The organism is Rahnella sp. CJA17(1/100), from assembly GCF_963881615.1.
GTDB classification, from domain to species: Bacteria; Pseudomonadota; Gammaproteobacteria; order Enterobacterales; family Enterobacteriaceae; genus Rahnella; species Rahnella aceris.
Genome location: NZ_CAWOJA010000011.1, coordinates 302593 through 320028, shown reverse-complemented (window position 1 = coordinate 320028; position 17436 = coordinate 302593). Strand labels below are relative to the sequence as shown.

Annotated in this window: 16 protein-coding genes; 12 read left to right on the top strand and 4 right to left on the bottom strand. The window is 51.4% G+C overall.

What is annotated here, in order from left to right; translation table 11 throughout:
- Positions 1-6 precede the first annotated feature (6 nt).
- The gene (locus AACU55_RS07780; RefSeq protein WP_013578159.1) at positions 7-1113 is read left to right on the top strand and encodes an ABC transporter permease; all 1107 of its coding nucleotides are present in this window, start codon (positions 7-9) and stop codon (positions 1111-1113) included.
- Positions 1114-1243: 130 nt separating this feature from the next.
- Here the strand turns inward: AACU55_RS07780 and AACU55_RS07775 are convergent, their stop codons facing one another.
- The 3 genes from AACU55_RS07775 to AACU55_RS07765 form a co-directional block, all read right to left on the bottom strand.
- Positions 1244-2047 (bottom strand): pyrroline-5-carboxylate reductase family protein, encoded by an 804-nt coding sequence (locus AACU55_RS07775; protein ID WP_037032840.1) that lies wholly within the window; start codon positions 2045-2047, stop codon positions 1244-1246.
- Positions 2048-2049: 2 nt separating this feature from the next.
- Complete coding sequence (locus AACU55_RS07770; RefSeq protein ID WP_037032838.1) at positions 2050-3228, bottom strand: M20 aminoacylase family protein; 1179 nt, start codon at positions 3226-3228, stop codon at positions 2050-2052.
- 121 nt (positions 3229-3349) lie between these two features.
- Entirely contained in the window at positions 3350-4051 is a 702-nt protein-coding gene (locus AACU55_RS07765; protein WP_134705359.1) for a GntR family transcriptional regulator, read from the bottom strand.
- Positions 4052-4585: 534 nt separating this feature from the next.
- Here AACU55_RS07765 and AACU55_RS07760 point away from each other — a divergent pair.
- From AACU55_RS07760 to umuC, 9 genes are all read left to right on the top strand, one after another.
- Positions 4586-5713 (top strand): ABC transporter substrate-binding protein, encoded by a 1128-nt coding sequence (locus AACU55_RS07760; protein WP_013578155.1) that lies wholly within the window; start codon positions 4586-4588, stop codon positions 5711-5713.
- A gap of 48 nt (positions 5714-5761) precedes the next feature.
- Positions 5762-6655: a branched-chain amino acid ABC transporter permease gene (locus AACU55_RS07755; protein WP_013578154.1), complete on the top strand. Its 894-nt coding sequence runs from the start codon at positions 5762-5764 to the stop codon at positions 6653-6655.
- On the top strand, positions 6648-7535 hold the full coding sequence (locus tag AACU55_RS07750) for a branched-chain amino acid ABC transporter permease (protein WP_037032835.1): 888 nt from the start codon (positions 6648-6650) through the stop codon (positions 7533-7535). The genes AACU55_RS07755 and AACU55_RS07750 overlap by 8 nt, the downstream gene beginning before the upstream one ends.
- Positions 7532-8311, top strand: coding sequence for an ABC transporter ATP-binding protein (locus tag AACU55_RS07745; protein WP_014416680.1), 780 nt, complete (start codon positions 7532-7534; stop codon positions 8309-8311). The genes AACU55_RS07750 and AACU55_RS07745 overlap by 4 nt, the downstream gene beginning before the upstream one ends.
- Positions 8308-9027, top strand: coding sequence for an ABC transporter ATP-binding protein (locus tag AACU55_RS07740; protein ID WP_013578151.1), 720 nt, complete (start codon positions 8308-8310; stop codon positions 9025-9027). The genes AACU55_RS07745 and AACU55_RS07740 overlap by 4 nt, the downstream gene beginning before the upstream one ends.
- Positions 9028-9060: 33 nt before the next feature.
- Entirely contained in the window at positions 9061-9900 is an 840-nt protein-coding gene (locus tag AACU55_RS07735; protein WP_131637483.1) for a VOC family protein, read from the top strand.
- Between the two features lie 199 nt (positions 9901-10099).
- Positions 10100-11113 (top strand): alpha/beta hydrolase family protein, encoded by a 1014-nt coding sequence (locus tag AACU55_RS07730; RefSeq protein ID WP_119262313.1) that lies wholly within the window; start codon positions 10100-10102, stop codon positions 11111-11113.
- Positions 11114-11359: 246 nt separating this feature from the next.
- Positions 11360-11779 (top strand): translesion error-prone DNA polymerase V autoproteolytic subunit, encoded by a 420-nt coding sequence (umuD, locus tag AACU55_RS07725; RefSeq protein WP_013578148.1) that lies wholly within the window; start codon positions 11360-11362, stop codon positions 11777-11779.
- Between the two features lie 2 nt (positions 11780-11781).
- Positions 11782-13044, top strand: coding sequence for a translesion error-prone DNA polymerase V subunit UmuC (umuC, locus tag AACU55_RS07720; protein ID WP_134705358.1), 1263 nt, complete (start codon positions 11782-11784; stop codon positions 13042-13044).
- Positions 13045-13212: 168 nt separating this feature from the next.
- Here the strand turns inward: umuC and AACU55_RS07715 are convergent, their stop codons facing one another.
- The gene (locus AACU55_RS07715; RefSeq protein ID WP_134705357.1) at positions 13213-14649 is read right to left on the bottom strand and encodes a glycoside hydrolase family 1 protein; all 1437 of its coding nucleotides are present in this window, start codon (positions 14647-14649) and stop codon (positions 13213-13215) included.
- A 367-nt stretch (positions 14650-15016) separates the two neighbouring features.
- Between AACU55_RS07715 and AACU55_RS07710 the strand changes: the two genes are divergently transcribed.
- Both AACU55_RS07710 and AACU55_RS07705 read left to right on the top strand, forming a co-directional pair.
- Entirely contained in the window at positions 15017-17170 is a 2154-nt protein-coding gene (locus AACU55_RS07710) for a carbon starvation CstA family protein (RefSeq protein ID WP_134705356.1), read from the top strand.
- Between the two features lie 60 nt (positions 17171-17230).
- Complete coding sequence (locus AACU55_RS07705; protein ID WP_013578144.1) at positions 17231-17434, top strand: YbdD/YjiX family protein; 204 nt, start codon at positions 17231-17233, stop codon at positions 17432-17434.
- Positions 17435-17436: the final 2 nt, after the last annotated feature.

Sequence of the window (17436 nt, the reverse complement as noted above, 5' to 3'; positions counted from 1 at the left end):
AAAGTTATGTATCATCGACTCTGGACATTAATTCGCAAAGAACTGCAATCCCTGCTGCGCGAGCCGCAAACCCGTACCATTTTGATTTTGCCGGTGGTGTTGCAGGTGATTCTGTTCCCGTTTGCCGCCACGCTTGAGGTCACTAACGCCACCATCGCGATTTACAACCAAGACAATGGCAGCCATTCCGTGGAACTGACGCAACGTTTTGCACACGCCAAAGCTTTTAGCCATCTGCTGCTGTTAAAAAGCCCGCAGGAAATCCAGCCAACCCTCGATAAACAAAAAGCGCTGCTGCTGATCCACTTCCCTGCGGATTTCTCGCGAAATTTGGCAAGCAATCAGCCAGCTAAACTGCAAATTATTCTTGACGGTCGTAACTCGAACAGTGCGCAGATTGCCGCCAATTACCTGCAGCAAATCGTGAAAAACTACCAACTAGAACTCATGACTGGTCAACCGAAGTCGAATAACAGTGAGCTGGTAATACGCAATTGGTATAACCCAAACCTGAACTACAAATGGTTTGTGGTGCCGTCGCTTATCGCCATGATAACGACCATCGGCGTAATGATTGTGACTTCACTGTCCGTTGCTCGTGAACGTGAACAAGGCACGCTCGACCAGCTCCTGGTGTCGCCGCTTGCCACCTGGCAGATATTTGTTGGTAAAGCCGTACCCGCGCAGATTGTCGCCATTGCGCAGGCCACTATTGTGCTCGGTGTGGGAATATGGGGTTATCAAATCCCCTTCTCTGGTTCGGTCTTACTGTTCTACTTCACCATGTTGATTTACGGGCTTTCGCTGGTGGGATTCGGGCTGCTGATTTCTGCACTTAGTTCGACGCAGCAGCAGGCATTTATTGGCGTATTTGTCTTTATGATGCCGGCGATTCTGCTTTCCGGCTATGTCTCACCGGTAGAGAACATGCCCGTGTGGTTGCAAAATCTGACGTGGATAAATCCTATCCGGCACTTCACGGACATCACAAAACAAATTTACCTGAAAGATGCGAGTCTGGACATTGTATGGGGAAGCCTGTGGCCGCTACTGGTGATTGCAGCGATAACAGGCTCAGCGGCGTACTGGATGTTTCGCCGCAAAGTGGCCTGATCTGTCAATCAAATTCTTCGCCAGGGGTTGTCACGCACATTGATGGCTTTACGCAGATGAGCTACATCCTTCAGCATGGCAGCCACACGTTGAAATTGCTGTCATAGACCACCCTTGTTAAAAAATAGTGTTATTTTTGACCAGAAAGCTCCGTTGTACGACGTACCGCAGCCAGAACGCTGCTTTGCAGACCAGCGGCGAAATTAATTTTATTCAACTCATATAAACCATTAATGCCAACCCCTGCCGGAGAGTTATTAATATCCATCAACTGGCGCGGATGGCGCCCGGATAACTTAAGCATTTCAACCGCGCCCACCAGGTTTTCCCACACCACTTGCGTTGACTGAGTCCGGGTTAATCCGGCAAGGACACCGGCGTCCGCCAGCGCTTCGACAAAATAATAGACATAGTTGACACCAGCGACAGCAAAACCGGTGAAGACGTCAATCAACCGTTCTTCCAGCACCATCACCTTGCCGAAACTTTCCAGAAACGGCATTACGGACGCGCTGTTAACATAAGCATTAAACGCCACGCCGCTGTAACCCAGCCCGGTATCCGTCAGCGTATTCGGGATGATACGCGTAATCGGGCGTGACTCGCCCAGCATCAAAGACAACTGGGTCAGCGTTACGCCAGCAATAATAGAAATGACTGACGTCTGTGGCGCGGCATGCTGCTTAATCAGTTGTGCGACATCAGCAATATTATCCTGCGGACGTACCCCAATCACGATGTGATCCGCTGCGGCCAGAGCGTTTGGCAAATCTTGTGTATTACTCAACTCATAGCGCGCTTTCAGCGTTTCAATTCGCTCTGGATCAATATCCGATAAGCTGACCTCGTCCGGGTTTAATGCGCCGCGTTTTAAGGCGGCGCGCAGAATCGCTTCGGTCATTTGACCAGCACCAATAAAGTGGATATGGCTCATAGTTAATCCTCAGAAGTAACAGAAACAGGACCCAATGACCTCTCCACCAGCGATACCCAAAGACCGATGCCAGGTGCGATAAGTTGGTCATTAAAATCGTAATGCGGGTTATGTAATGCCGCGCCCGGCGTTGGGCCATCGGCCCCCAGCCACAAATAAGCGCCCGGACAGGCTTCCAGAAAATAGGCGAAATCTTCTGCCGCCATTGAGGGTGATAACTGTGTGTGGACCTGCGTGATCCCCTGGACGTGGCGTGCGGCATCCGCCAGAATTTTTGCCTGTTGCGCATGGTTGACGGTTACCGGGTAACCGTATTCCCAGCGAATGCTGCCACTGACGCCAAATGGCCCGACGAGCTGTTCGACATACTCCGCCAGCAGAATCTGGCAGCGCGCTCTGGCCGTCTGGCTCAGGCAACGCAGCGTGCCGGACAATTGCATTGTCTGCGGGACGACATTTATTGCTTCCCCGGCCTGGAGTTGCGTCACGCTGATCACGGCGCTGTCCAGCGGAGAGAGTCGGCGCGTCATGATCGTTTGCAACGCGGTAATCAGGTGTGCGCCGGCCAGCACCGGATCGGCCCCTTTTTCCGGCATCGCCGCATGGCATCCCACGCCAGTCAGCGTGATAAAAAAATTGTCCTGCGAAGCCATCATTGGGCCTGTGCTAACGGCCACTTCCCCCACCGGCAGCCCCGGCCAGTTGTGCAGCGCATAAACCGCAGAAACGGGAAAGCGCGTAAAGATCCCTTCTTCCACCATTAAACGCCCGCCGCCGGCATTCTCTTCCGCAGGCTGAAAAATAAAGTACACCGTCCCGTTGAACGCTCTGGTCTGGCTGAGATAGCGCGCCGCCCCCAGTAAAATGGCGGTATGCCCGTCATGTCCACAGGCGTGCATCATGCCTGGCGAGGAAGAGCACCATGCAACAGCGTTGTTTTCCTGGATGGGTAATGCATCAATATCAGCGCGAAGGGCTATTGACGGCCCCTCGCCATTGCGAAGAACACCCATCACGCCGGTACCCGCAATGCCGGTATGCACTTCAAGATCATATTGGCGCAGCAGGCTGCTGATTTTCGCGGAAGTATGAAATTCTTGTAAGCCAATCTCCGGGCGCGTGTGGATCTCACGTCGCCAGATAATCGCCTGTTGAATAATCTCTTCGGGAATGGAGCGCATATATCCTCTACATTTTCCCGGCACAATGCCGCAGCATGACGCTGTGAATGAATTACCGGAACGCGTAATGCCCTCTGGTAGCTGATTAAATTATCGTTTTGGACCTAATGAAAAGAGTGGCTCAGGGCTTCCCAAAATAAATCCTGGCAAGCCCTTCTTTTGTGACTTCAACCGCGTGCTCGGCACTCAATGAAATATGTTGCTCAATCAGCACCACGCCTTTTTCGATATTCCGCTGGCGTAATGCTGCGATAATTTCGACATGCTCGTCATAGGCATTGTTCCTGCGCACGGGCGTTTCGAGATCGATACGCCGGAAAAAGCGGCTCAGCGAATTCAGACTATCGAGCATTTCATAGAGCCGACTATTATGGGAAATACGGGCTATTTCCATGTGGAAACGCTCATCAATTTCCGCAATCTTCGCCCAATCCTGTTCGGTTTGCGCCGGGCGATGCTGGCTCACTTCTTCCCAGATAGCTGTGGTCATAGCGATCTCTTCATCTGTTGCCCGCAGGCAGGCGAAACGAAAGGTCGATTGCTCTATAACCATTCGCACCTCATAAAGTTCGCGGACACCTTCCGGCGTCAGGTCACGGGAGTAAAAACCCCGGTTGGGCACAAAATTCATAAAGCCGTCTTTTGCCAGACGGTTCAGCGCTTCCCGCACCGGCGTACGCGAGACCCCCAGTTGTGCCGCAAGCTCAACTTCATTCACCCGTTCGCCGGGACGAAAGTAGTAATCAATCGCCATGCCTTTCACTTTCTCGTAGACCTTTTCCACACTGTCAGCGCTACGGGATTTCTTTTTTATGATAACCACATTAACCCCTTAATTTACCGCATGCTCAGCACGAAAATAAAAATGCGGCAAAGATTATTTCACGTAATGTTTTTATAGATAGCACAGCAAAAAAAACAACTCAACACAAAAGTGAATACACTTTTCTTTAATTAAAAAATTACTCATTTATAAGCATTTTTCATCTTATTTATTCTTATGGATTTTCCCCGCACCATTTTACGGCAGCATTGCACTAAAATGATTCAAAGTGTATTCACTTATGCACACAGATATTTTTATTGACCCTGATAAAAATGAAAACGAAAGTTTTTTAGATATTTTCGATTCCATTGTATTTATTCATGAATTTGCATTCGTTTAACCTGAAATAAGCACTTGATACCGGGAACGTCCTGTTATCTGGCATCGTCTTTGCTTAATACACAAGTGTATGCACTTATATATTCACTTTAGTGCGCTCTTTTTCGGCATTACCAGGCAGGCTTGTGCACATTTGCGCAGGCGACAAAACACCGGCCTCAGAAGCCGGCAACAGCAAACCGGAGAACCAACATGAAAAATCGTTTCGGGCAAGGCATGATGCTGTCAACACTGGCAGGTATGACGTTGTTTGGTCTGGCGCGTACGGCGCAGGCCGATGTGAACATGGGTGCAATTTTGCCCTTAACCGGCACCAGCGCCAGCATTGGTGAAGATCAGCGTCGTGGTATTGAACTGGCGGTTGAACAGGTTAATGCCCAGGGCGGCGTTAATGGTCAGCCATTACATGTGATCGTGGAAGATTCCGCCGAAAGCCCGGTTACAGGCCTGAATGCCGTACGTAAGTTAACTCAGGTTAACCATGTCCCTTTAGTGATGGGCAGTTTTTCCTCTGGTGTCACCATTCCGGTTGGGCAATATCTGGTGAAGAACAATCTGCTGCACATCAATATTTCCGGTACCAGCACCGATATCCGCAAAATCGGCGCTACCTCCTGGAGCGTTATTGGCCTGGATTCTCTTTCCGCAAGCTTCTCGGCAGAAGATGTGCGCCAGCTCGGTTACAGCAAAGTGGCCTTTATCGCCCCGGATGGTGCTTACGGTCAGGGTATGGCGAAGCAGTTCACCAACGCGTTTGAAAAAGCCGGGGGCAAAGTGGTCGCCAAAGTGCTCTATGCCAGCGGTCAGCCTTCTTATCGCCGCGAGCTGGAACAAATTTCTCGCGCTCATCCGCAAGCCTACGTTTACACCAGCTACGGCCAGGATGCCATTGTGCTGAACCGTGAGGCCTGGGAGCTGGGTCTGAATAAAACGCCCTGGTATGGCATGTATTTAACCATGGCCGTTGAAGGTTCCCCGGCGCAGTACACCAACGGGCAGGTTGGTATGGAAGTCGCAGGTATTGACCAGAAAACGTCGGGTGGTCACGGCGTAAATTATGCTGAGCTGTACCAGAAAAAATTCCATGAGAAACCTCGCTCTGTGTACGGTAGCTATGCCTGGGATAGCGTAATGCTGGCGGCGGCAGCTATCGACAAAGCGCACAGTGCCGATCCGGCAGCCATGATCGCGGCAATGAAAACCGTTGCGCCTGGCTTTACCGGCATTACCGGTACATTAAATCTGGATGCCGATAACCAGCGTATGTCTCAGCCCTACCTGAAAGTGAAAGCGTTTAATGGCGTACCGGTTCCCCGGTAACGAGCCGCTTTATCTTGCCAGTTCACGCTACATCATCGGGGAAAAACCATGCTGCAGTTTTTGATTGATACATTGATTCGCACTGCGGATTTGTCGCTGGTCGCGCTGGGATTAAGCCTGGTTTACGGGCTGGTACGGTTCGCCAACATCGCTCATATGCAATATGCCATGGTCGGTTCATTTATCACCGCCGCCGGGCTTCGTCTTGGCATGCCGTTGGCTCTGGCAATCGTGTTTTCTGCATTGGTCTGCGGCATGCTGTCCATGATTTTGCATCACTGGGTTTATCAGCCACTGCTGAAAAGCGGTACCGCTAACGCCATGATCGGATCGCTTGCAGTATCGATGGTGCTGATCGCACTGGTTCTCGGGGTTGAGGGGTCGGCCCCGGTGAATTATTCCCTGCCTGTGGGTGCGCTCTTGCAGGTTGGGGACACCCGAATCTCCTCTGACGAACTCTGGGGTCTTGGCGTCACGATTTCGCTGGTGGTGGTGTTCAGCCTGTTGCTGTTTCGTACGCCGCAAGGTCGCGCTATCCGTGCGCTGGCAAGTAACCGGGATCTGGCAGCAGCCTCCGGGTTAAATGCCAGCGCAATTATCCACACCGTCAACTTGTTGGCTGGAATGCTGGCCGCTGTGGGAGGCAGTATGCTGGCGATGAATGCCAGCGCATGGGTCAACCAGGGCAATGATCTGATGTTGCCGGTGCTCGCTGCCGCCATTCTCGGCGGGCTGGGAAATCCAATGGGTGCCATTTTTGGTGCACTTCTTATCGCTGCAACCGAAACCCTCGTGACCAATATCGACTGGAGCTGGCTGTTCGGCGGCGACTTATTGTTTATCCCGGTGACCTGGGTGAACGCCTCATCGTTTGTCATTCTGCTGCTGGCGCTGTTACTGCGTCCTTATGGCCTGTTTAACCGGGAGGTCCGCCGTGTCTGAGTTTTTACTGCATATCCTTTGCCTTGCCGGGATCTATGCCATTATCGCGCTTGCCCTGAATTTACAGGCAGGTTACGCCGGTTTGCTGAATTTCGGTCACATTGTGTTTGTCGGAACCGGCGCTTATGCCGTCGGTCTGGGAAACAATTTTGGGTTGCCGCTGTGGGTGGTGATCCCGGCCGGGTTATTGTGTGCCATTGTTATCAGCGCGCTGATGGCGTTGCTGGGGCGTCAGCTAACGGCGGACTACTGGGGCATTGCCACGTTGGCGCTGGCTGAAATCATCCGCATTGCCGTCGTCAATGAAGACGCACTGACGGGCGGCGCGCAGGGGATTGGCGGCCTGTCTTCGCCCTGGTCGACCGGTGATACCGTCACCGATACACGTATCTTCGCGATCATTATTCTGTTCAGCGTCATCGTCGCCACGCTCGCCAGCCTGCGTATCGGCGCCAGCCGGTTTGGGCGGGCGCTGCGCCTGATGCGCGAGCAACCTCAGTTAGCAATCTGCATGGGCTATGCGCTGCCGTGGCTGAAATGCCGGGCGTTGATGAGCAGTGCTGTGATGTGCTGTCTGGCCGGTATGTTACTGGCCTGGTACACCGATTATGTCAGCCCGGATTACCTGCTTTCGTCGGAAACCTTTCTTATCTGGAGCATGGTGATGATCGGTGGTATTGGCAATGTGCGCGGCGTGTTGCTGGGCGTGTTGCTGGTGGAAGGGCTGTATAACTTTATCCCCTTTGCAAAAGACTATTTCCACATCAGTTCAGACCTGACTGGCGCGCTACGCCTGGGGTTGGTGGGTCTGGCTTTATTACTGTGTCTGCTCACACGGCCAGGTGGTCTGTTACCGGAAAAATTAAGGACTTTCTCATGAGCCGTTTGCTTGAAGTGGCTGACATCAGCAAATCCTTTGGCGGCAACCAGGTACTGACATCCGTATCATTTACGCTGGAAAAGGGGGAGATTCTTGGCCTGCTCGGGCCGAATGGTTCCGGTAAAAGTACGCTGCTCAACACCATTTCCGGGTTTAACCGGCCGGATGGCGGCAGCATCACATTTGATGGACAGTCCATTACTCGTCAGCCCAGCCACCGGATCATCCAGGCTGGCATTGCACGCACCTTCCAGCTCCCCGTCATGCCGGAAAAGATGAGCGTGATGGAAGTCGTGATGACTGCCGGTACTCGTCAGCACGGGTTATTCAACGGTCTGCTGGGACTGGCTTCCGGGCGTAAAGCCGAACAGGAAGACAGAACCCGCGCCAGCGAATTACTGGATACCTTGCTGTTAACCAAAGTTAAAGATCTGCCTGCTGCGGCGCTTTCCGGCGGACAGAAAAAACTACTGGGTATTGCCTGCGCGCTGATGGGTAAACCGACGCTGCTGATGCTGGATGAGCCTATGGCCGGTGTGCACCCGAAATTACGCCAGGAGCTGGTGGAAACGTTGGTCAACCTGAGCCGTCAGGGTATTTCACTTTTGGTTATTGAACACGATATGCATTTTATAAACACCCTGTGCCAGCGCTGCATCGTGCTGGATCGCGGACAGATTGTCGCCAGTTGCCGCCCGGATGAACTGGCGCAGAACCAGCAAGTACTGGATGCCTATTTAGGGCAAAGCACCGCAACATTGCAGGAGGCCGTATGATTACCCTCGAAAACGTGGTCGCCGGTTATACCCCGGGGATTGATATTCTGCACGGTATTTCATTGCACGTTGAACAGGCGGAAATCGTGACGCTGTTGGGGCCAAATGGCTGCGGCAAATCCACCTTGCTGAAATCGATTGCCGGATTTGTCTCCCCCCGCGAAGGGCGGGTTGAAATCGATGGATGCGAAACGGCAAAAATTCCGGTGCACCGGAAAATCCGTGAATGCTCACTCGGGTTTGTCCCACAACTGGACAACGTCTTCAACAATCTGACCGTGGCAGAAAATCTGCAAACCGGGGGACAATTTTTACCGCCAGGCCAACGTAAGCAGCGAATGGCGCAACTGGCGGAAAATTACCCGGTGTTACATAAAAAATGGCAATCACCCGCGTCAGCGCTTTCCGGCGGCGAGCGACAAATCCTCGCGCTGGCAAGGGCTCTGATGCCTGAACCCGCAGTACTGCTGCTCGATGAACCTTCGGCCGGGCTGTCACCGAAAATGCTTACGGAAGTTTTTAGCGCCATACAAACCATTCGCCGCCAGGAAAAAGTGACCATTTTAATGGTCGAGCAGAATGCTATGGAGGCACTGCACATTTCCGACCGGGTCTATGTTCTGGCGCTGGGGAAAGTGGCGATGGAGGGCAGCGCGCAGGACCTGCTACACGACCCCCGTATGCGCGAACTCTATTTTGGCGGTCGTGCCGCCTGACAGGATCAGTAAAAAGAACAGAAGGAAGACACTATGCCGATTACCCCGGTTATCGATCACGCGGTGATTAATGTCGATGAAGAACTGGATCAGGCGCAAGGCCTGTTCCAGCGGATGGGATTTCAGCTCAGTACACGGGGGCACCATTCGATGGGCTCCAGTAACCATCTGGCCGTCTTTGCAGATAACTATCTGGAACTTTTAGGTTATGAGCCTGCCAGTCAGACAGACTCGCGAGGATTGTGGAACGTTGCGCCAGGCCTTGCCGGACTGGTCTGGAAAACCCGGGATGCGCATGCGGTATGGCAGCACCTCCGGCAATGTCAACTCGATGGCGAACCGCCGACCCGCTTCTCACGCCCGGTGATATTGCCGGACGGCAGCCAGACTGAGGCCCGGTTCTGCATCTCGCGGATCCGCGCCAGCGCCCTGGCATACGGCTTCAGTTTTTTCTGCGAACATCAAACGCCGCAGGCCGTTTGGCAGCCCGCCTGGCAGGTACATCCTAATGGCGTGCAAGCGCTGTCTGCCTTCGTTATTGCCTCGCCTCAACCTGAACAGACGCTGGCGCTGTATCACCAGTTGTTCAGTGTGGAGGCCCGCGCGGAGGCCAACGGTGGTTATGTGCTTGATTCAGGGACCTGCTGCCTGCGTATTATCACTCATCAACAAGCACGTCTGGAATTCGCGCTTCCGCCTGTCGCTGCGCAGGCACCGGCGAAAATGGTGGCGCTCTGTTTCCAGGTAGCATCACTGGAGCAGCTCAGGCGCTGTCTTAGCCAGGGGGATATTCAGTGGCGCGAGCAAGATGATCAACTGTTGGTGACGCAGCAGCATGCTCAGTGGCTGGCGATGCGCTTTAAGGATAAATAGCGGTGAAGCTCCGCCAGTTACTGTTGGTAAATCTCACTTAATTTCCATTTGTTCATCCCTGAAGTGGAAGTTAACGCCCACAGCAGCACTGAGATTATTACTGTCAGGAGCTTCGAATTTTAAGTCATTGACATCCTGTTCTATAAAGTATTAAAAAAGTCGGCTGATATTTAATTTTATAAATTATAAAGAGCTATACATGATTAAATATATTGTGTCATTTTCAATTATGATTGTCGTTCTCATTATTTTTTTGCTTAGCCGATTATATGATTTCGATCTTTCAGGGTACGGGCAACAACGTTCTATATCTTTTAAGCATAATAACGATGTTCTGATGGGGACGTTGATTATGCCTCCAGGTAAGGTTTCTCCTCCGTTTGTGCTTTTAGTTCATGGAGACGGACCTCAGGACCGCTGGTCAGAAGGTGGATATATTCCATTAGTTAAATTCCTTGTCTCACAGGGAATTGCCGTTTTTTCATGGGATAAACCTGGTGTGGATAAAAGTACAGGTAACTGGCTGGCACAGACAATGTCAGATCGCGCAGAGGAGGCGGTTTTGGCGTTAAAAAAACTGAGAGAACAGCCGGAACTGAAAAAAAGTCGCGGAGGTTATCTTGGGTTCTCGCAGGCAGGTTGGGTTGTACCGCAGGCGAGCCAACTGACAACAACTGAGTTTGTTGTGCTGATAGGTGCGGCGATAAACTGGCGTAATCAGGGCATATACTATACAGGGCAACGACTTAAAGTCGAAGGTCGCTCCCTGAATGATATTCAGGATGCTAAAAAACATGAAGCCGTGGTTTTTGACCGCCAGTTTACAGAAGAAGCAGCGGTTCTCCCCTGCCACTCCCAATGTACGCGCCAGGACTTCGAACGCAGGAATTCCCTGGCTGATGCGACGAAAGATATTTCCGGTACACATACTCCGGTATTAATTCTGATGGGCCAGGATGACCGGAATGTAGACGCTGATGAAACAGCCGCGGTCTGGGCCAAAGCACTACCAGCGGGCACTCCCCGCTGTATCAGGCAGTTGCCGGGGGCAACTCACGGACTTTTACGAAGCGAATGGTTTGATTATCAACTTGCTTCTCAGTGGCCTTTGTGGAAACAGGGACTTTTTCTGCTGTCAGGGAGATACTCATATTCGCCCGGGGCGCTCAGGACTGTCTCATCATGGATCCTGAATCAGAACTGTGTGGACTGAACTGCATTCTTATTACGTGCCGAAAGCCAGTTCTTCATCGAAGAGCAGGGACCGAGGTGACTTACCGTCAGAGTGCTACGGTTTCGCTGAACTGAGTTTAAGTCAGGCAACAAAACTATATTGGATACCACACAAACTAAATTAACAGACACTTCAAGCACTTTCAGGAATCGCTTCACAAGTTTCTTGATCCTTAGCTGCATTCAGCAATACTGTATATAAACACAGTATATCGGGATCAACATCATGCAGCTCATTCGACCAACTGAGGCTTCTCAACCAGTCATGCTTCCTCTCTTCTCTGAGAAAGTGCCCTGTGGCTTTCCGAGCCCAGCGCAGGACTATGTCGAGGACAGACTGGATCTCAACAAATTGCTGATAAGACATCCGAGTGCCACTTACTTCATAAAAGTTAGCGGGGAGTCTATGCATGGCGCCGGCATCAGTGATGGGGATCTTTTAGTGGTGGATCGCTCGCTTTCAGCCGTACATGGCGATATTGTTATTGCTGCTGTTTCAGGTGAATTCACCGTGAAAGAACTTCGTACTCATCCTTATCTACAGCTAGTACCTCACAACGATGATTATTCTTCGATTTCATTTCAAAATGCAGAAGAATTAGAAATATTCGGAGTGGTCATTTTTAGTATTAAGGCGCATAAATAATTATGTTCGCTCTCATCGACGTAAATAGTTTTTATACTTCTTGCGAAACTGTTTTTCGGCCAGACTTGCAGGGGAAGCCTGTTGTCGTCGTTTCCAATAACGATGGCTGTATTATTTCTCGCTCAGCCGAGGCAAAATCCCTTGGTATTAAAATGGGTGAGCCATTTTTTAAAATAAAAAACAATGCATATAGCTCCAGGGTTTATGTATTCAGTTCTAATTATGCACTTTATGCCGATCTAAGTGAGCGAGTTATGCAGACGCTAACTGAAATGTCTCCTTCGATCGAAGTTTACTCAATAGACGAAGCCTTCGTTAATTTATCTGGGGTAATAAATTGCATGCCCCTAAATTGCTTCGGTCATGAAATGAGAAATAGAGTATTTAAAAATACAGGATTAACTGTGGGGGTTGGTATTGCACAAACAAAGACATTAGCAAAGTTAGCTAACCATGCAGCCAAGAAATGGCGTGGCACTGGTGGCATTGTCGACTTATCGAATATTGAACGTCAGCGCAGGCTACTGGCAATTATCTCTGTTGAGGATGTCTGGGGCATTGGTCGGAGAATTAGTAAGAAACTTAATTCAATGGGTATTAATACAGCACTTGACCTGGCTGAAAGCTCATTATGGGTAATAAGAAAACACTTCAGTGTTGTTCTCGAAAGGACTGTTCGTGAACTTCGAGGTGAACAATGTCTTGAACCGGAAGAGTTTGCACCAAAAAAAAAACAGATCATCTGCAGTAGATCTTTTGGCAACCGCATAACTCAGTATTCGGATATGCATCAAGCCATTTGTGACTATGCTGAGCGAGCATCAGAAAAACTACGTAGTGAGCGCCAGTTCTGCCGTTTCGTTAGTGTTTTCCTTCATACCAGCCCACACGCACATAATGAAACATACTATGGAAATCAAGCATCCATGAAGCTACTGACCCCTTCTAATGATACTCGTGACATTATAAATTCGGCCACAAACTCCCTGAAGAGAATATGGGTTGATGGCCATCAATATATGAAGGCTGGCGTTATGTTGGCTGATTTTTTCAGTAATGGAGTAGCGCAGCTAAATTTATTTGACGATAACGCTCCACGAAAAAACAGTGCAGCGTTAATGGAGGCTATCGATAAATTAAATAACTCCGGGAAAGGAAAGATCTGGTTTGCAGGGCAGGGTATTGAAAAAAACTGGGCGATGAAACGGGAGATGCTTTCTCCCGCTTACACAACCCGATATTCAGACTTACCAGTGGCGAGGTGAAATTATTCATGCAAGCCACGAGGAAAGGAAACAGCCTCTGATGAATGCCACTCACGTTCGCCACGCTCACGAAAATCAGCGCCAGCGTCTTCGATGACTTGCTGACTTAAGGTCGGTGAAAACAGTCCGGCTATCACCCGGACTGTTTTCAAACCTGGCGGGGGAATATCAGCTGATATCTGCGCCGTTCGTCTCGATCACTTTCTGATACCAGTGGAACGATTTCTTCCTGTAACGGTTACCGGTGCCGGAAATCTTATCGTCGAGGTCGACATAAATCAGACCGTAGCGTTTACTCATCTCACCGGTAGACATACTCACCAGATCAATACATCCCCACGGGGTATATCCCATCAGTTCCACGCCGTCGTCAATGGCTTCAGCCATCGCCTGAATATGCTGGCGCAGATAGTTGATACGGTAATCATCGGCAATAAAGTGGTTTTCATCCGGCTTATCGACGGCGCCCAGCCCGTTCTCGACAATAAACAACGGCTTTTCATAGCGATCGTACAGTTGATTGAGGGCAATCCGCAGGCCGACCGGATCGATTTCCCAGCCCCATTCACTGGCTTCGAGGAACGGATTGCGCGCGCCGCCAAGCAAGTTGCCCTGCGCCGAAACCGCATCAGGATTGGTTTTGTTGATGGTTGAAGACATGTAGTAGCTGAAACCAATGTAATCCACCGTATGTTCTTTAATCAGCGCTAAATCACCCGGCTGAATATCCAGTTCAACACCCTGAGACTTCCACAAACTTTTGGCGTAATACGGATATTTACCACCGGCCTGCACGTCGGCGCAGTAGAAATTAAACGCCTGCGTCTCTTTCAGGGTTTCCAGTTGATTGACCGGATTACAGTCATAAGCGTAGTTGGTGGCAAACAGGATCATGCAACCAATCTGAATCTGTGCGTTGGTTTCATGGGCGATTTTGACCGCCAGACTGCTGGCGACAAACTGGTTATGCCACGCCTGGAATTTCGCCTGCGCCTCAAGTGCGCCGGTTTTCACCGTCAGCCCCTGACTCATGATCGGGAAATGTGCCGCGCTGTTGATCTCGTTGAAAGTCATCCAGTACTTCACTTTATGACCAAAGCGGATCAGCACTGTGCGGGCAAAACGCTCGAAGTGACCAATCAGTTCACGGTTTTTCCAGCCGCCAAACGCGGTAGCCAGATGCAACGGCATCTCATAATGGGAAATGGTGACCACCGGTTCGATACCGTGTGCAATACAGGCGTCAATCACCTGATCGTAATGCTTCAGCCCGGCTTCGTTAGGCTCCTGTTCAACACCGTTCGGGTAGATGCGGGTCCAGGCGATAGAAAAGCGGTAACATTTGAATCCCATTTCCGCGAACAGCGCGATATCTTCCTGAAAGCGATGATAGTGACCGATGCCTTTATGATTGGGATACGTGTAGTTTGCAGGATCAAGGGTGAAATCAAATTCCGGTGAGGAAACGATGTTCAGACGCGCTTTGCCACCCGGAATCGCATCGACGATGGACAGCCCTTTGCCATCCTGATCGTAAGCACCTTCAACCTGATTGGCCGCCGTTGCCCCGCCCCACATAAAGCCTTGCGGAAACTTACCTTTCATAAAAACTCCCTGAATGTGTTGATTGATCCCTCGGATCATTTAGCAAATGAATAATTTACCTGTCAAAACACGGCTCTGCCACAAAAGTTACGCCGATGCCCGGGCTTTCAGGCATAACCGGCCAAGTGATCTAAATCACAGATTTTGCTGCATTAATCGCTCCCTGAACCGCTTATTCCGCGTAATAACCGCTTATCTCCCTCTGTGACCGCTTACCAAGTTTCCCCCCTGCGCGCCTGCGAATTTGGCACCCTATGCGGGCAGTAAAGTGTGTAACAAAACAGGTCCCTGCCTCTCTGAAAGCGGTCCTTAATAAAGAAAACAGAGACGGGTATTTCGTGAGTCTTTTAAAATAACCGGGTTATTTATGAATAAAAAAGCATTATTCAAGCACATACCGTGGATGATTGTGGCTCTCCTCGGTGCCTGCTGTCTGGGTGTGGTTGCCCTGCGGCGGGGTGAACATATCAGCGCCTTATGGATAGTCGTGGCCTCTGTCTCGGTTTATCTGGTGGCCTATCGCTATTACAGCCTGTATATCGCGCAAAAGGTCATGAAACTCGACCCTTCGCGCTCGACGCCTGCGGTAATCAACAATGACGGCCTGAACTATGTGCCGACCAACCGCAACGTACTGTTCGGCCACCATTTTGCCGCTATCGCCGGGGCGGGTCCGTTAGTCGGGCCTGTGCTCGCCGCGCAAATGGGGTATCTGCCGGGCGTTCTGTGGTTGCTGGCCGGTGTGGTTCTGGCCGGTGCGGTGCAGGACTTCATGGTGCTGTTCATCTCTTCACGCCGGAACGGTGCGTCCCTGGGCGAGATGATCAAAGAAGAGATGGGGCCGGTGCCGGGCACTATCGCCCTGTTCGGCTGTTTCCTGATCATGATTATTATTCTGGCGGTGCTGGCCTTAATCGTGGTGAAAGCACTGGCTGAAAGCCCGTGGGGCGTGTTTACCGTGTGTTCTACGGTGCCGATTGCCCTGTTTATGGGCATCTATATGCGCTTTATCCGCCCGGGTCGCGTGGGTGAGATCTCGGTGATTGGCGTGATCCTGCTTGTCGCGGCTATCTGGTTCGGTGGCGTTATCGCCAGCGATCCTTACTGGGGTCCGGCGCTGACCTTCAAAGACACCACCATTACCTTTACCCTGATTGGTTATGCGTTTGTCTCCGCTCTGTTGCCGGTGTGGCTGATTCTGGCGCCGCGTGATTATCTGGCAACGTTCCTGAAAATCGGCGTTATCGTCGGGCTGGCGATCGGTATCGTGATCCTCAATCCGGAACTGAAAATGCCTGCCCTGACCCAGTACATCGACGGTACAGGTCCGTTGTGGAAAGGTGCCCTGTTCCCGTTCCTGTTTATTACCATCGCCTGCGGTGCGGTGTCTGGTTTCCACGCACTGATCGCCTCCGGCACCACGCCTAAATTGCTGGCCTGCGAAACCGATGCACGGTTTATCGGTTACGGCGCAATGCTGATGGAATCCTTCGTGGCGGTGATGGCGCTGGTCGCGGCATCAATCATCGAGCCGGGTTTGTACTTCGCCATGAATACCCCGCCAGCCGGTCTGGGCATCACCATGCCAAACCTGCACGAACTGGGCGGTGATCATGCGCCGATGATTCTGGCGCAACTGAAAGACGTCACGGCGCACGCCGCAGCAACCGTCAGTTCATGGGGATTTGTGATCTCGCCTGAGCAGATTATGCAAACGGCGAAAGACATCGGCGAACCCTCAGTGCTGAACCGCGCAGGTGGTGCACCCACGCTGGCCGTCGGGATTGCGCACGTGTTCCACAAAATTATGCCGCTGGCCGATATGGGCTTCTGGTATCACTTCGGCATTCTGTTTGAAGCGCTGTTCATCCTGACCGCACTGGATGCGGGCACCCGTTCCGGCCGCTTTATGTTGCAGGATCTGCTGGGTAACTTTATCCCGTTCCTGAAAAAAACCGATTCGCTGGTCGCCGGGATTATCGGCACTGCAGGCTGCGTCGGGCTGTGGGGTTATCTGCTGTATCAGGGCGTGGTCGATCCGCTGGGTGGCGTGAAAAGCCTGTGGCCGCTGTTCGGTATCTCAAACCAGATGCTGGCCGCCGTCGCGCTGATCCTCGCCACCGTCGTTCTGGTGAAAATGAAACGTACGAAGTACATCTGGGTCACCATGCTGCCAGCCATCTGGCTGCTTATCTGCACCACCTGGGCGCTGGGTCTGAAACTGTTCAGCACCAATGCACAGATGGAAGGCTTCTTCTACATGGCCGGTCAGTATAAAGAACGCATTGCCACTGGCGGCGGGAACCTGACACCAGAACAAGTCAGCAATATGCACCATATTGTCATCAACAACTACACCAACGCCGGGCTGAGTGTTCTGTTCCTGATTGTGGTGTACAGCATCATTTTCTACGGTATCCGCGCCTGTCTGCAGGCACGTAAAACCGACAAACGTACCGATAAGGAAACGCCTTATGTGCCGGTTCCTGCGGAAGGGATAAAAATCTCCTCCGGGCACTGACCGTTTACCTCAAAGCCCCGCACCCGCGGGGCTTTTCAGCATAAATTCAAAGGAGTACGTATGTTTGACAACTTAGGTGCGGCGAAGAAATACCTCGGTCAGGCCGCACGTATGCTGGTAGGCATACCGGATTACGACACCTACGTTCTGCATATGCAAACCAACCACCCGGATACGCCGCCAATGACCTACGAGGAATTTTTCCGCGAGCGCCAGCAGGCGCGTTACGGCGGAGATGGTAAAGGCGGAATGCGCTGTTGTTAAGG

Excerpts from the sequence above, each read along its gene's own strand:
- AACU55_RS07735 (WP_131637483.1), top strand. The coding sequence starts at position 9,061 with ATGCCGATTACCCCGGTTATCGATCACGCGGTGATTAATGTCGATGAA.
- umuC (WP_134705358.1), top strand. The coding sequence starts at position 11,782 with ATGTTCGCTCTCATCGACGTAAATAGTTTTTATACTTCTTGCGAAACT.
- AACU55_RS07705 (WP_013578144.1), top strand. The coding sequence starts at position 17,231 with ATGTTTGACAACTTAGGTGCGGCGAAGAAATACCTCGGTCAGGCCGCA.
- AACU55_RS07710 (WP_134705356.1), top strand. The coding sequence starts at position 15,017 with ATGAATAAAAAAGCATTATTCAAGCACATACCGTGGATGATTGTGGCT.
- AACU55_RS07740 (WP_013578151.1), top strand. The coding sequence starts at position 8,308 with ATGATTACCCTCGAAAACGTGGTCGCCGGTTATACCCCGGGGATTGAT.
- AACU55_RS07775 (WP_037032840.1), bottom strand. The coding sequence starts at position 2,047 with ATGAGCCATATCCACTTTATTGGTGCTGGTCAAATGACCGAAGCGATT.
- AACU55_RS07760 (WP_013578155.1), top strand. The coding sequence starts at position 4,586 with ATGAAAAATCGTTTCGGGCAAGGCATGATGCTGTCAACACTGGCAGGT.
- umuD (WP_013578148.1), top strand. The coding sequence starts at position 11,360 with ATGCAGCTCATTCGACCAACTGAGGCTTCTCAACCAGTCATGCTTCCT.
- AACU55_RS07780 (WP_013578159.1), top strand. The coding sequence starts at position 7 with ATGTATCATCGACTCTGGACATTAATTCGCAAAGAACTGCAATCCCTG.
- AACU55_RS07745 (WP_014416680.1), top strand. The coding sequence starts at position 7,532 with ATGAGCCGTTTGCTTGAAGTGGCTGACATCAGCAAATCCTTTGGCGGC.
- AACU55_RS07770 (WP_037032838.1), bottom strand. The coding sequence starts at position 3,228 with ATGCGCTCCATTCCCGAAGAGATTATTCAACAGGCGATTATCTGGCGA.
- AACU55_RS07730 (WP_119262313.1), top strand. The coding sequence starts at position 10,100 with ATGATTAAATATATTGTGTCATTTTCAATTATGATTGTCGTTCTCATT.
- AACU55_RS07715 (WP_134705357.1), bottom strand. The coding sequence starts at position 14,649 with ATGAAAGGTAAGTTTCCGCAAGGCTTTATGTGGGGCGGGGCAACGGCG.
- AACU55_RS07755 (WP_013578154.1), top strand. The coding sequence starts at position 5,762 with ATGCTGCAGTTTTTGATTGATACATTGATTCGCACTGCGGATTTGTCG.